The sequence below is a fragment of the Spirillospora sp. NBC_01491 genome (genome assembly GCF_036227065.1).
In the GTDB taxonomy this organism is placed as follows: domain Bacteria; phylum Actinomycetota; class Actinomycetes; order Streptosporangiales; family Streptosporangiaceae; genus Spirillospora; species Spirillospora xylanilytica.
In genome coordinates this window covers 592,326-605,215 of the sequence record NZ_CP109432.1, presented here as the reverse complement: position 1 = coordinate 605,215, position 12,890 = coordinate 592,326, and the positions used below count along the sequence as shown (strand labels likewise).

Annotated in this window: 11 protein-coding genes and 1 pseudogene; 3 read left to right on the top strand and 9 right to left on the bottom strand. The window is 74.6% G+C overall.

Annotation, left to right across the window (positions count from 1 at the left end; all coding sequences use genetic code 11):
- Positions 1 to 38: 38 nt before the first annotated feature.
- Together OHA34_RS02965 and OHA34_RS02960 are read right to left on the bottom strand one after the other, a co-directional pair.
- Complete coding sequence (locus OHA34_RS02965; RefSeq protein WP_285943500.1) at positions 39 to 413, bottom strand: VOC family protein; 375 nt, start codon at positions 411 to 413, stop codon at positions 39 to 41.
- A 112-nt stretch (positions 414 to 525) separates the two neighbouring features.
- Positions 526 to 1,509: a helix-turn-helix transcriptional regulator gene (locus OHA34_RS02960; protein ID WP_329520616.1), complete on the bottom strand. Its 984-nt coding sequence runs from the start codon at positions 1,507 to 1,509 to the stop codon at positions 526 to 528.
- Between the two features lie 164 nt (positions 1,510 to 1,673).
- Here OHA34_RS02960 and OHA34_RS02955 point away from each other — a divergent pair, with 164 nt between their 5' ends.
- The 3 genes from OHA34_RS02955 to OHA34_RS02945 all read left to right on the top strand — a co-directional run bounded on the left by OHA34_RS02955 (position 1,674) and on the right by OHA34_RS02945 (position 3,852).
- Positions 1,674 to 2,483, top strand: coding sequence for an SAM-dependent methyltransferase (locus OHA34_RS02955; protein ID WP_329520615.1), 810 nt, complete (start codon positions 1,674 to 1,676; stop codon positions 2,481 to 2,483).
- A gap of 76 nt (positions 2,484 to 2,559) precedes the next feature.
- A complete protein-coding gene (locus OHA34_RS02950; protein ID WP_285943503.1) occupies positions 2,560 to 3,339 on the top strand; it encodes an SDR family NAD(P)-dependent oxidoreductase in 780 nt (259 codons plus the stop codon).
- A gap of 135 nt (positions 3,340 to 3,474) precedes the next feature.
- Positions 3,475 to 3,852 carry a nuclear transport factor 2 family protein gene (locus OHA34_RS02945; protein ID WP_285943504.1) on the top strand — a complete coding sequence of 126 codons (378 nt, stop codon included), beginning with the start codon at positions 3,475 to 3,477 and terminating at the stop codon, positions 3,850 to 3,852.
- A 154-nt stretch (positions 3,853 to 4,006) separates the two neighbouring features.
- Here OHA34_RS02945 and OHA34_RS02940 read toward each other — a convergent pair.
- From OHA34_RS02940 to OHA34_RS02910, 7 genes and pseudogenes are all read right to left on the bottom strand, one after another.
- A pseudogene (locus tag OHA34_RS02940) lies at positions 4,007 to 4,706 on the bottom strand (helix-turn-helix domain-containing protein); the annotation flags it as partial.
- Complete coding sequence (locus OHA34_RS02935; RefSeq protein WP_285943506.1) at positions 4,592 to 4,891, bottom strand: 4a-hydroxytetrahydrobiopterin dehydratase; 300 nt, start codon at positions 4,889 to 4,891, stop codon at positions 4,592 to 4,594. The pseudogene OHA34_RS02940 and the gene OHA34_RS02935, both read right to left, overlap by 115 nt.
- A gap of 118 nt (positions 4,892 to 5,009) precedes the next feature.
- Positions 5,010 to 7,022: a glycosyltransferase family 39 protein gene (locus tag OHA34_RS02930; RefSeq protein WP_329520614.1), complete on the bottom strand. Its 2,013-nt coding sequence runs from the start codon at positions 7,020 to 7,022 to the stop codon at positions 5,010 to 5,012.
- Positions 7,023 to 7,032: 10 nt separating this feature from the next.
- Positions 7,033 to 9,171, bottom strand: a complete 2,139-nt coding sequence (locus OHA34_RS02925; RefSeq protein ID WP_285943508.1) for a glycosyltransferase family 39 protein — start codon at positions 9,169 to 9,171, stop codon at positions 7,033 to 7,035.
- On the bottom strand, positions 9,168 to 10,601 hold the full coding sequence (locus tag OHA34_RS02920; RefSeq protein ID WP_329520613.1) for a bifunctional glycosyltransferase family 2/GtrA family protein: 1,434 nt from the start codon (positions 10,599 to 10,601) through the stop codon (positions 9,168 to 9,170). The genes OHA34_RS02925 and OHA34_RS02920 overlap by 4 nt, the downstream gene beginning before the upstream one ends.
- Positions 10,602 to 10,699: 98 nt before the next feature.
- Positions 10,700 to 12,142, bottom strand: coding sequence for a sensor histidine kinase (locus OHA34_RS02915; protein WP_329520612.1), 1,443 nt, complete (start codon positions 12,140 to 12,142; stop codon positions 10,700 to 10,702).
- Positions 12,139 to 12,861 carry a response regulator transcription factor gene (locus OHA34_RS02910; protein WP_329520611.1) on the bottom strand — a complete coding sequence of 241 codons (723 nt, stop codon included), beginning with the start codon at positions 12,859 to 12,861 and terminating at the stop codon, positions 12,139 to 12,141. The genes OHA34_RS02915 and OHA34_RS02910 overlap by 4 nt, the downstream gene beginning before the upstream one ends.
- Positions 12,862 to 12,890 lie beyond the last annotated feature (29 nt).

The window sequence follows — 12,890 nt, the reverse complement described above, 5'->3', positions numbered from 1 at the left end:
GCACCGTCCCCTGACCGTCCCTGGACGTCCGGGGACGGTCAGGACGTCTTGCGGAGGCAGAGGCAGAACGGGTGCCCGGCCGGGTCGGCCAGGACCCGCCAGGCGTCGGGGCCGGGCTGGAAGGCGGGCTTGGTCGCACCGTCCTCCAGCGCGGACGCCTCGGCCTTGTCGAGGTCGTCGACGTAGAAGTCCAGGTGGAACTGCTGCGGGTGGTCGGCGTCCGGCCACTGCGGCGGGCGGTGGTCGGCGACCTTCTGGAAGTACAGCGTCACCCCGCCGGGCAGGACGGTCGCGGCGTAGTCCTCCTGCTCGTAGGTGACCTCGCCGCCGGTGATGTCCCGGTAGAACGCGGCGAGCACGGGCGGCTCGGGGCAGTCGATGTTGACGGCGATGAACTCGGCGTTGGCGGACATCTATGGGGCCTTTCGTCGTTCGGCTGATCTGGTGCCAGTATGGCCGCCGTACCTGCCACCTTCTGTCAGGTACATCCCGGTTATTCTCCCGAGCGCCCGACGGCCGGACGGGTCAGCGGGCCGGCGGTCCGGGGGGCGGTCCGGAGGCGCGGACGAGGCGGTGCCCGACCTCGCGCAGGACGTCGGCGAGCTCGGCCGGCTCGCGGACCTCGAAGTCCACGTCCAGGAACGCGATGCGCAGCGCGACCCACTGGAGCGAGTCGGCGGCGGTCCGCACCGTGCAGGTGTGCTCGTCGACGGGCTCCAGCTCGGCGCCGGTGACCCGGAACCGTTCGGCGAGCCGCTCGGCCGAGGTGTGCACCGTCAGCACGGCCTGCCGGACCGGCCGGCCCACGGTCAGCGCCCCCGCCACGTACGCGGCGGCGTCCCGGGCGGGCAGCTCGCGCGGCGGGCACCGGACGCCGGTCGGCCGGGGGTCCCGCATCCGGTCGACGCGGAAGGTGCGCCAGTCACGGCGGTCGGCGTCCCAGGCGACCAGGTACCAGCGGCGCCCGGCCGACACCAGCCCGTAGGGCTCGGCCAGGCGTCCGCTGTCGGTGTCGTCCTTGGCGCGGTAGCCGAAGCGGAGCCGCTCGCGGTCGCGGCAGGCGGCGGCGAGGACGGTGAGGGTCCCGGGGTCCACCACCGGGCCGGCGGGCGTCCCGAGGAGCGGGGTGGTCGCGGCGTGCAGGGCGTCGACCCGGCGCCGCAGCCGTTCGGGGAGCACCTGGGCGAGCTTGGCCAGGGCCCGCACCGAGCTCTCCTCAATGCCCTCCACCGCGCCGCCGGCGGCGCCGCGCAGCCCGACCGCGATCGCCACGGCCTCCTCGTCGTCCAGGAGCAGCGGCGGCATCGCGGTCCCGGCCTCCAGGCTGTAGCCGCCGAGCGCGCCGAGCGAGGCGTGCACGGGGTAGCCCAGGCCGCGCAGCCGCTCGATGTCGCGGCGGACGGTGCGGGCGCTGACGCCGAGCCGCTCGCGCAGCTCGGGCCCGGTCCACTCCCGGCGGGTCTGGAGCAGGGACAGCAGTCGCAGCAGGCGGGCTGAGGTGTCGGTCACGGCCCCAGTATGTCCGCGAACGAGGCCATGACCTGGCCTCATTGCCCCCCGGCCGCCGTCCCCGAGAACGCGATCCTGCTCACCCGGGGCGCGGGCCCGGGCGGCGGCGCGGACGATCTACGGTAGGGCAACGCCGCATCGACGTCCCGTCAGGAGATGCAGTCATGGTGCACGACACGCCGGCGTCCGGCCGGCAGCCCGGGATCGACACGACCGTGCCGCACTCGGCCCGGATCTGGAACCACTGGCTGGGCGGCAAGGACAACTATCCGGTCGACCGCGAGGCCGGGGACCGGTTCCTGGAGGTCTATCCGGGGATGGTGGACGTCGCCCGGTCGGCCCGGCACTTCCTGGCCCGCACCGTCCGGCACCTGGCGGAGGAGGAGAACATCCGGCAGTTCCTGGACGTCGGCACCGGGCTCCCGACCGTGGACAACACCCACGAGGTGGCGCAGCGGGTCGCGCCCGGCTCCCGCATCGTCTACGTCGACAACGACCCCCTCGTCCTGGTGCACGCGCGGGCCCTGCTCACCAGCGCCCCCGAGGGCGCCACCGCCTACGTCGCCGCCGACGCGCGCGACCCGGACGCGATCGTGCGGCACGCGGCCGGGCTGCTGGACCTGGACCGGCCGGTCGCGCTGATGATGCTGGGGATCATGGGGCACATCCCCGACGCTCAGGACCCGTGGTCGCTGGCCCGGCGGCTCCTGGACGCGCTGCCGCCGGGCAGCCACCTGGTGCTGAGCGACGGCGCCGACGTCAGCCGGGAACGCGCGGTGGCCCACGACCGCTACGCCGAGAGCGGCGGGGTGCCCTACCATCTGTGCTCCCCCGCGCGGATCGGCCGCTTCTTCGACGGGCTGGAGCTGCTGGATCCCGGTGTGGTCCCGGTGTCGCTGTGGCGTCCCGAGCCGGGCCCGTTCGGGACGCCGGAGGTGGTGACGACCTACGGCGCCGTGGCCCGCAAACCCTGACCCGCGATCCGGGCGCCTGGTCCGGGCGCCTGGTCCGGCGGCGCGGGTCCCGCGGGCCCGCTCTAGGCTGGCGGTCATGACCGATGAGCCGTATCTGGCCGGGCTGTTCTCGCTGGACGGCCGTGTCGCCCTGGTCACCGGCGGCAGTTCGGGCATCGGCCGGGCCGTCGCCGAGGCCCTCGCCCGCGCGGGCGCGCGGGTGGTGGTGCTCGCGCGGCGGGAGGACGAGCTGGACCGGACCGTCCGCGAGCTGGAGGCCCTCGGCTGCCGCGCGGCCCGGGTGAGCGCCGACCTCGGCTCCCGCGAGGGTGTCCGCGCCGCTGCGGAGGCGGCGGCGGAGCCGTTCGGCGAGCCCGACATCGTGGTCAACTCTGCCGGGATCAACCTGCGGCCCCCGATGGAGGAGCTCGGCGAGGACGTCTGGGACGCCACGATGGCGGTGAATCTGGACGCCCCGTTCCTGCTCGGCCGGCGGTTCGGGCCGGGCATGGCCGAGCGCGGCTACGGCCGGCTGATCCACATCGCCTCGCAGCAGGCGTTCCGGGCGTTCGTCACCAGCGGCGCCTACGGGGTGTCCAAGGCGGGGCTGGTCGCCCTCGCGCGGTCGCAGGCCGAGGCGTGGTCGGCGCGCGGGGTGACGGCCAACACGCTGGTGCCGGGGTTCGTGATGACGCCGCTCAACGAGCGGCTCTCGACCGACCCCGCGCGGGTGGAGGCGCTGGCGGCGCGCACCATGACCGGCCGCAACGGGCTGCCGGAGGACTTCGCGGGCGCGGCGGTGTTCCTGGCGGGCCCCTCGTCCGGCTACGTCACCGGGCAGGCGGTCTTCGTGGACGGCGGCTTCTCGGTCCACTGAGGCCCGCCGCACGGCGACGCGGCCCCGCCCGGCGGCCGGGCGCTCGGCTAGTGCTGTGACCGGGATGGTTCACCGTGGTCGGGAGACGACTCACGGGACGAGCGCGGTCCGCAAGGCGACTGGTATTACTGGTGCATGCAGGAAGAGACCGCGCAGTCCGCGATCGACACGTTCATCTCCGCGTTCAACGCCTCGTACGACAGCTATGTGACTGCGCTGCTCTCCCAGGCCCTAACCTCGGACGTGGTCTTCTGGGGACCGTTGGGCCGCAGTGAGGGGATCGAGGCGGTCGAGCGGTTCGTGCTGGACATCCGGCGCCACCCCGCGGGGACCGGCACGATGGTGCGCTGTTCGGCGGTGGACATGCCGGACGAGTGGGCCCGGTACCAGTGGGTCTTCACGACGCCGGATGGAGGCCCCCGCCTGGCGGGAACGGACGTCGTCCATCTGCGGCGGAGCCTCATCGACCAGGTCATCGTCTTCGCGGGAGAGATCGAGCCGTCCGCCTCCTGAGTCATTCTCCTCTGGCGCCGTCCTTCTCCTGAACCGGCCCCGTTCGGGGCTCCGGGTCTGCCCAGCCGAGATCATCTTCACAACGCTTCGGTCTTCCGCGATTGGCCACGAGCGGACCGATGATGCGCTGTGGCTGTGTCAGTTCGCGGTTGGTCAGGCTGGTGTTGAGGGGGCGTCCGCACCAACGGATGCCCTTCTCGCTTCGGATGCGGGCGCGTTCCTTGCGTTCGGCGGCCAGGACGTCGCGGTGGCGGGCATTGGCGTTGCGCCAGCGTAGATAGGCGTGCAGGGCTCTTGTCTGCACGGTGTGGTTGGGGTGGTTGGAGTTGGCGATGGTGAACTGCCTCAGCGGTCCGAAGTGGGCCTCGATGGGGTTGGCCCAAGAGGCGTAGGTCGGGGTGAAGCACAGCTCGACCTTGTGCTTTTTAGCCCAGCGGCGGATGTCGGTGCCTTTGTGGGCGGACAGGTTGTCCAGGATCACGTAGATGGGGGCGCCGTCGGGCCGGGCGGCGCGGATCGACCTGGACGACGAAGTCCTCGTCGTCATCGCTGAGCAGGCGGGGACGGCCTCCCGCCCACCGAGGGTCCAGGCAGGCCGGGCCGATCTCGTTGAACCGGTGGATCACATCGCGCACGGTGTCCTCGTCGGCCGCCACCAGCTGGGCGATCACCGGCACCCGATTCCCGCCGGCCGAGGCCAGCAGCATCATCGCGCGCCGATAGCGCACCGAGTTAGTGCTTAGGCGGTGTCGAGTTCGGCGGCGAGCCCGTCGATGCGGGCGGCCAGGTCGAAGTCCTTTTCGGTGAGGCCGCCGGCGCTGTGGGTGGACAGCGTGAACGTCACCGTGCGCCAGCGGACGTCGATGTCGGGGTGGTGGTCGGCGGCCTCGGCTGCCTCGGCGACCGCGCTGACCAGCCCGATCCCGTCCAGGAACGAGGGCGCTTTGAGGGTCCTGCTGATCTGCGCGCCCGCGCGGGACCAGTCGGGCAGTTCCTTCAACCGGCCGGCGACGGCGGCGTCGTCCAGTAGTTCGGCCATCGGTTCGCTCCTCGATCATGGGTGGACGGGGCGTGCTCCCCGTCGTGTACCCGCGCGCCGCCGTGGTGGAACGCCCGGCCCGGCCCCTGCGGGCCGGGCCGGTTCACCTCAGGGCAGGTCAGGTCAGGTCGTAGAGGGCCACGCCGTCGACGGTCTTGGCGGTGAAGGTCTTCTGGACCCAGTCGCTGATCTGCTGGGCGGCGTCGCTGCCGCTGTCGGTGCCGCCCGTCCGGACCGTCCCGCCGCCGATGAAGTAGTGGATCTTCCCGGCGGCGACGTGGGACCTGAACTGCTCCAGTGTCGGCGCGGGGTCGGTGCCGTTGAAGCCGCCGACGGCCATCACCGGCTCGCGGGCGGCGAGCTGGTAGCCGGAGGCGTTGTTGGAGCCCACGGCCGCCGCGACCCAGGTGTAGGAGCCCGCGCCCGCCTTGAGCGCCGCGGTGACGGCGGAGCCGGGCGTGGTCCCGTTGAGCAGGCCGCCGGGCCCGCCTGGCCGGGATCCGCCGCTCCGCCGGCCGCCGGTGCCGCCGGGCCTGGTGAATCCCCCGCCGGGGGCCGCCGCCGTTCCAGGCGGCGGCATCGCGCCCGCGCCCGCGCCGCTTCCGCCGGGCGCCCGGGCACCCTGCCCGCCCTGCCCGCCAGGGCCCCCGGTGCGGCCTGGCCCGCGCATGCCGCCGAAGCCGCCCCGCGTGGACGGGCCGGCGGTGACGATCGCGCCGGTGTGCGGGGTGGCGGCGGTGTCCAGCGCGTACGCGGCCGGGCCGGTCAGCGCGGTCACCGCGGCCACGGCACCGGCGGCGAGGGCCGCCCTGGCGGGCAGCCGCGCCGCGGCGAGCAGTGCCGCGGCAACAAGGAGACCCGCGGCCAGCACTGCCGGCGCGATCCACGGATGCCAGTCCGGGGTGCGGCGCAGCAGCGCGAACGCCCACGCGGCGGTGGCGGCGACGGTTCCGGCCAGCACCAGGCGCGCTTTGAGGGCCCGGCGCCGCGACCACAGCAGCGCGGCGCCCATTCCGGTGAGCGCGGCGGCGGCCGGGGCCAGCGCCACGGTGTAGTACTCGTGGAAGATGCCCTGCATGAAGCTGAAGGTCGCGGCGGTGAGCAGCAGCCATCCGCCCCACAGCGCGAACGCGGCGCGGCCGGGGTCGGTGCGCGGGGCCCGCCGCGCGGCCCACATGCCCGCGGCGAGCAGGATCAGCGCGGCGGGCAGCAGCCAGGAGATCTGGCCGCCGATCGTGGCGCCGAACATGCGGCCCCAGCCCGCGTCCTGGTTGAGGTTGCCCAGGCCGCCGGTCTCCTCGCCGTTCAGCCGGCCGAGGCCGTTGTAGCCCAGGGCCAGTTCCAGGACGCTGTTGTTCTGGGAGCCGCCGATGTAGGGGCGCGAGGAGGCCGGGACGAGCGCGACGGCGGCGACCCACCAGCCCGCCGAGACCAGCAGCGCGACCCCGGCGAGCAGGAGCTGCCAGACGCGGCGCCGCACCGGCGCGGGCGCGGTGACCAGGTACACCAGCGCGAGGACGGGCACCACCAGGAACGCCTGGAGCATCTTGGCCAGGAACCCGGTCCCGACGCACGACGCGGCGAGCAGCAGCCAGCGGGTGCTCGCGTTCTCCTGTGCGCGGACCAGGCAGTACGCGGCGAGCGTCAGCATGAGCACCAGCAGCGCGTCGGGGTTGTTGAAGCGGAACATCAGGGCCGCGACGGGGGTCAGCGCCAGGACGGCGCCGGCCAGCAGCGCCGCCCAGGCCGGGTACCGGCGCCGGACGGTGGCGTACAGCGCGGCGACGGTGGCGACGCCCATCAGCGCCTGGGGCGCCAGGATGCTCCAGGCGTTCACGCCGAAGATCCGCGCGGACAGCGCCATCGGCCACAGCGCGCCGGGGGTCTTGTCGACGGTGATGGCGCCGGCGGCGTCGGAGGAGCCGAAGAAGAACGCCTTCCAGCTGGTGGCTCCGGCCTGGACGGCGGCGGAGTAGAAGGAGTTGGCCCAGCCGGAGGCGCCCAGGTTCCCCAGGTACAGCGCGGCGGTGGCGGCCAGCAGGACGGCGAGCGCGGGACGGGTCCACGGCGGGTCGTGGGCGGTGCGGGGCCCGGTCCGGCGGGCCGGCGCCGGTGTGTCGAGCACGGTCATCGTGGTTTCCCTATCGCAGGTAGTAGAGCTGGGAGCCGGAAGTGGTGGACCTGCCTCCGTAGGTGCTCGCGGCGATGGCGGTGCCGTTGCGCTCCACCCAGGCGGTGACGGCGGAGTTCCCGGCGTCGGGCCCGCCGAAGCCGCCGCCGCGTCCGGTGCCGACCAGGACGTAGTGCAGGCGGCCCTGCTGGACGTACCGCTGGAGCTTGGCGACGGTCATGGCCGGGTCGATGCCGGTGAAGCCGCCCATGGCGATGACGGGCCTGCCGGTTTGCAGGATGAGCGAGGACGCCTGCTGGGAGTTGTCGACGGCGACCAGCCAGTCGGCGGTGCCCTGCCGTTGCTCCAGGTAGGCGGTCATCTTCGCGTCGACCGCTCCTCCGGGCCCGCCCCCGCCCCTGGTCCCGCCTCCTCCGCCGGGCGCTCCGGCGCCCCCGGGACCTCCGGCGCCGCCGGGGGGCATGCCTTCGGGCGTCGTCCCGCCCGCGGGCATTCCGGGGGGCATGCCGCCGCCCGGCCCGTTCTGCGCGCCGGACGGGCGTCCCCGCGTTCCCTCCGGGCGTCCGTCGTCTCCGTCCCGCCGGCCGCCGGGAGCACCGCCCGGCCCGCCGGGTCCGCCGAAGCCCATGCCGGATGCGGGGCCGGCCAGCGGGTTGGTGCCGGTGGTCGCCGTGGACGCGGCCGAGACCGCGTAGGCGGACGGCCCGGCCAGGCCCGCGGCCAGCGCGAGCGCCGGTCCGGCGACCATCACGGGACGGCCCGCGCGGCGGATCAGCCGCCCGGCGGCCAGGTTCGCGATCGCCAACGCCGCGGCGGCGAGCAGCGCCCACCGCAGCCACGGGTTCCAGTCCGGGGTGCGGTCCAGCAGCGCGAACGCCCACGCCGCGGTGACGGCGATCGCGACGGGCGGCGCCCACGCCCACGCCCGGGACCTGCGGTACGCCCCGTACAGCAAGACGGCGCCGGCGCCGGTGAGCGCGGCGATGGCGGGGCCCATCGCGGTGGAGTAGTAGGGGTGGAAGGTGCCCGCGGCGAAGCTGAACACCACGACGTGCACGGCCAGCCAGCCGCCCCACAGCAGCAGCGCAGCGCGGGCGAGGTCGGTGCGGGGACGCTTCCACAGCAGGATCAGTCCGGCGGCCAGGGCGAGTCCGGCGAAGGGGAGCAGCCAGGAGATCTGCCCGCCGAGGGTGTCGTTGACGAGCCGCCCGGCGCCGGACGCGCCGCCGAAGCCCGCTCCGCCGCCGGGGCCGCGTCCGGCCGTGGGGCCGCTCTGCCCGAAGATGCGGCCGAGCCCGTTGTAGCCGATGACCAGGTCCCGGACGGTGCCGTCGGTGCTGCCGCCGATGAAGGGCCGTTTGGAGGCGGGGGTGAGGTCGACGACCGCCATCCACCACAGGCTCGACACCGCGAGCACGACGCCGGCGGCGAGCAGGTGCAGGACACGGCGCACTGGCCCCGGCCTGGCGGCGATGAGGTAGACCAGCGCGAACGCCGGGACGACCAGGTAGGCCTGGAGCATCTTGGTGTTGAAGCCGCAGCCGACGAACGCCGCCGAGACCGGCAGCCAGCGCGCGCGGCCGTCCTCGATCGCGCGCAGGCACGCCCACGCGGCCAGGACCAGCAGCAGGACCAGGAGGGTGTCGGGGTTGTTGTCGCGGTTGATCGCCACGGTGATGGGGGTGAGCGCGAGAACGGCGGCGGCGATGAGCGCGGCGGGGTGCCCGAACGCGCGCCGCACGGTGGCGTGCAGGACCGCGATGGACGCGACGCCGAACAGGGCCTGCGGGAGCAGCAGGCTCCAGGCGCCGAACCCGAGGACCCGCGCGAACAGGCCCATCGCCCACAGCGCCATGGGGGGCTTGTCCACGGTGATGAACGATCCGGCGTCCAGGGAGCCGAAGAAGAACGCCTTCCAGCTCTGGGTGCCGCTCTTCACGGCCGCCGAGTAGTAGGTGTTGGCGTGGCCGCCGCCCGGCAGGTTCCACGCGTACAGCGCCAGGGCCAGGAGCAGGACGGCCCAGAGCGCGGGCCGGGACCAGCGGGGGTCGTCGGGGCGGCCGAGCAGCAGGGCGCGGAGCCGCCGGGTGGCGGTGGGGTGTTCCTGCGGCGCGGCGGGGGGCGCGGGCATCGTCTGCGCGGGGGTCATCGGGTGGGCTCCTCGGCATCTGCCATGGTCGCGGTCCCCGCGGGCGGTGCGCCGCCCGGGTCCCCGGTGCCGACCGGTTCGGCAGTGGCGGTCGGTTCGGCAGTGGCGGTCGGTTCGGCAGTGGCGGTCGGTTCGGCAGTGGCGGTCGGTTCGGCAGTGGCGGTCGGTTCGGTGCTGGTCGGTTCGGTGGCGGCGGGGTGGTGGCGCAGGCGCCGCGGGTGGAAGATCCAGGCTCGCATCAGCAGGAACCGGACGAGGGTCGCCGCGCCGTTCGCGGCGACCAGCGCGGCCGGCTCGAGGGCCCGGGAGGCGCCGGGCGCGGCGGCGTGCAGCAGGGCCAGGCCGCCGGTGCTGAGGGCCAGGCCGATCAGGAACGTCAGCCCGCCCTCGAGCTGCTGCCGGAACGCACGTTCGGAGCCGGTGACGCCGAAGGTGAAGCGGCGGTTGGCGGCGGTGTTGCCGATCGTGGTGACCACCAGCGACACCGCGTTGGCCCACAGCGGCCCCATCACGGTGCGCAGCAGCACGAACAGCAGGAGCTGCGCGATGGTGCTGACGATCCCGATGACGGCGAACGCGGGAAGCTGCCGCGACATCCCGGCGGGCAGTTCGGGGCGGGGCCGCCGCGCGCCGACGGGCGCGCGGAACGCGCCGGTCAGCATCCGCCGCCCGACGCGGGTCATGCCGCGCAGGTCGTCCAGGGCGGTGCGGACGACGTCGACGCGGCTGTCGGGGTCGTCGACCCAGTCGACGGGGACCTCGTGGATGCGCAGCCCGTTGCGTTCGGCGAGCAGGAGCAGTTCGGTGTCGAAGAACCACTCCTGGTCCTGGACGGAGGGCAGCAGTGCCTGGACGATCTCGGTGCGGGCGGCCTTGAAGCCGCACTGGGCGTCGGTGAAGCGGGCGGCGAGCGCGGTCCGCAGCAGCAGGTTGTAGCAGCGGGAGATGACCTCGCGGCGCGGGCCGCGCACCACCGCCGAGCCGCGGGTGAGGCGGCTGCCGATGGCCAGGTCGCTGTGCCCGGAGATCAGCGGCGCGACCAGCGGGAGGAAGGCGTCCAGATCGGTGGACAGGTCCACGTCCATGTAGGCGACGACGTCGGCGTCGCTGGAGCTCCACACGTGCCGCAGGGCCCGGCCGCGGCCTTTGAGGTCCAGCCGGACGGCCCGCACCCGGGCGAGCCGGGCCGCGAGTTCCTCGGCGACCCACCAGGTGGTGTCGGTGCTGGCGTTGTCGGCGATGGTGATCCGGAACGGGTACGGCAGGTTGTCGTCGAGGTAGGCGTGCAGCCGCTCGACGCTCGCGGCCAGGACGCGTTCTTCGTTGTGGACGGGGACGACCACCTCCACCAGCCGCTCCCGCCCGCCGTGGTCCGGCGCGGGCGGGGGCGGCGCGGCGGGCGTGCCCCGTTCGGTGACCAGCTGATTCATGGGACCACGGTCGCCGGCGGGTGTGGGAGGTCCCTGAGCCGTTGATGAACACGGCATGAGAATCGCCCCGAGCCCCGCGCCCCAGGGCGGTGGGCGGGTCAGTCGGAGGGGTGGGGTGCGCCGGGCAGGTCGACGCGGGCCAGGGTGCCGCCGCCGGGCGCGGGGCCGAGCGCGACCCGTCCGCCGCTGTCCTGGACGACCCGCGCCACGATCGACAGGCCGAGCCCCGAGCCGGGCAGGCTGCGCGCCGACGGGGAGCGCCAGAACCGTTCGAACACGTGCGGGAGGTCGCCGGCGGGAATGCCGGGGCCGTGGTCGCGGACGGTCAGGACGCCGCCGTCCAGGCGGGCCTCGACCCGCCCGCCGGGCGGGGAGAACTTCACCGCGTTGTCGAGGAGGTTCACCACGGCGCGTTCCAGGGAGGCGGGGTCGCCGGACACATACCAGGGGGCGGCGTCGGCCACCACGGTCAAGCCGGGGCCGCGGAGCCTGGCGCGTTCCACGGCGCGGTGGAGGACCTCGTGGAGCGCGACGGTCTCCTGGACGGGTTCGGTCTCGGCGGGGCGGGCCAGCTCCAGCAGGTCGCCGACCAGGCTGGACAGCTCCAGCATCTGCGCCTTGACGCTGACGAGCAGGTTGTGGCGGGCCGCGGCGGGCAGCTCACGGCCGGTCGCCTCGGACCGCAGCAGCAGGTCGATGTTGGTGCGCAGGCTGGTCAGCGGGGTGCGCAGCTCGTGCCCGGCGTCGGCGATCAGCTGCTGCTGGCGGTCGCGGGAGGCGGCCAGCGCGGTGGTCATGGTGTTGAAGGAGCGGCTGAGGCGGGCGATCTCGTCGGCGCCCTCGTCGGGGATGCGGGTGTCGAGGTCCTCGGTGCGGGCGATGTGCTCCACGACGCCGGTGAGCTGGTCGACCGGGCGCAGCGACGCGCGCGCGATGAGCAGGCCGGCGCCCGCCGAGAACAGCACCCCGAGCGCGGACACGGCGGTGAGCAGCAGCGCCAGGCCGTCCAACGGGCCGCGGACCTCATCGAGGGCGATCGCGACCGACATCGCCGCGGGGGTGCCGTCGATCGAGATGAACCGACGGGTCAGGACGCGGACGTCCACGGGGGTGCCGGCGGAGTCGACGCCGGTGCCGTCGTGGGTGGCCGATGCGCGTTCGCCGCGGGCCACCTGCCGGTCGGCGCCGGTGACGGTGAGGGATCCGGCGTTCGGGACCGTGCAGGGGCCGCCCGCGGTGGTGACGAGCTGCATGAACTCGGGGCCGGGCAGCCGGCTGCCGTCGGGGGTGGTGCTGGCGGCGGGGTCGCAGGCCATCAGGGCGCGGGACAGCTCGTGGGCGAAGCGCTGCTCGCGGGGCGGCCCGCCCGCCCGGGCGCCCGGCGGCCCGTCGGCGGTGGCGCCGAGCCTGCGGTCCAGTTCCTGGTAGAGGCGGTCGCGGGTGAGGTACCAGCTGGCGACCGCGCAGGCGGCGACGGCCAGCGCCACGGCCGCCGCGACCAGCAGGGCCAGGCGGGCGCGCAGCGTCAGCCGCCGGGTCACGGCGCCGCCGCGGCCGAGCGCAGCGCGTAGCCGACGCCGCGGACGGTGTGGACCACGCGCGGGAGCCCACCGGCCTCGGTCTTGCGCCGCAGGTACATGACGTACACGTCGAGGGAGTTGGAGGCGGGTTCGAAGTCGAACCCCCACACCGTCTCCAGGATCTGCTCGCGGGTCAGGACCTGCCGGGGGTGCGCCAGGAACATCTCCAGCAGCATGTACTCGGTGCGGGTCAGCTCCAGCGGGCGGCCGTCGCGGGTCACCTCGCGGGTCAGGGTGTTCATGCGGAGGTCGTCGAAGGCCAGGACGTCCTCGCGGGGCGGCCCGGCGGCGGCCATCGCGCCGCGGCGCAGCAGGGCGCGGACGCGGGCCAGCAGCTCGTCGAGCTCGAACGGTTTGGCCAGGTAGTCGTCGGCGCCGGCGTCCAGGCCGGTGACGCGGTCGCCGACCATGTCGCGGGCGGTCAGCATCAGGACCGGTATGGTGGCGCCGAAGGCGCGCATCCGGCGGCAGGCCGTCAGCCCGTCCATCCGGGGCATGAGCACGTCCAGGACGACCAGGTCGGGCCGGTCGTGCTCGACGCGGTCCAGGGCGGTGATCCCGTCGGCGGCCTCGGCGATGCGGTAGCCCTCGAACTCCAGGCTGCTGGCCAGCGACTCGCGGACGGCGGGCTCGTCGTCCACGATCAGTATCCGCGCCGCTCCCCGGCTCCCAAGCTCCATGCCCTCACGGTAGCCATCGGCGGGACCGT

Excerpts from the sequence above, each read along its gene's own strand:
- OHA34_RS02965 (WP_285943500.1), bottom strand. The coding sequence starts at position 413 with ATGTCCGCCAACGCCGAGTTCATCGCCGTCAACATCGACTGCCCCGAG.
- OHA34_RS02955 (WP_329520615.1), top strand. The coding sequence starts at position 1,674 with ATGGTGCACGACACGCCGGCGTCCGGCCGGCAGCCCGGGATCGACACG.
- OHA34_RS02950 (WP_285943503.1), top strand. The coding sequence starts at position 2,560 with ATGACCGATGAGCCGTATCTGGCCGGGCTGTTCTCGCTGGACGGCCGT.
- OHA34_RS02945 (WP_285943504.1), top strand. The coding sequence starts at position 3,475 with ATGCAGGAAGAGACCGCGCAGTCCGCGATCGACACGTTCATCTCCGCG.
- OHA34_RS02935 (WP_285943506.1), bottom strand. The coding sequence starts at position 4,891 with ATGGCCGAACTACTGGACGACGCCGCCGTCGCCGGCCGGTTGAAGGAA.
- OHA34_RS02930 (WP_329520614.1), bottom strand. The coding sequence starts at position 7,022 with ATGACCGTGCTCGACACACCGGCGCCGGCCCGCCGGACCGGGCCCCGC.
- OHA34_RS02925 (WP_285943508.1), bottom strand. The coding sequence starts at position 9,171 with ATGACCCCCGCGCAGACGATGCCCGCGCCCCCCGCCGCGCCGCAGGAA.
- OHA34_RS02920 (WP_329520613.1), bottom strand. The coding sequence starts at position 10,601 with ATGAATCAGCTGGTCACCGAACGGGGCACGCCCGCCGCGCCGCCCCCG.
- OHA34_RS02910 (WP_329520611.1), bottom strand. The coding sequence starts at position 12,861 with ATGGAGCTTGGGAGCCGGGGAGCGGCGCGGATACTGATCGTGGACGAC.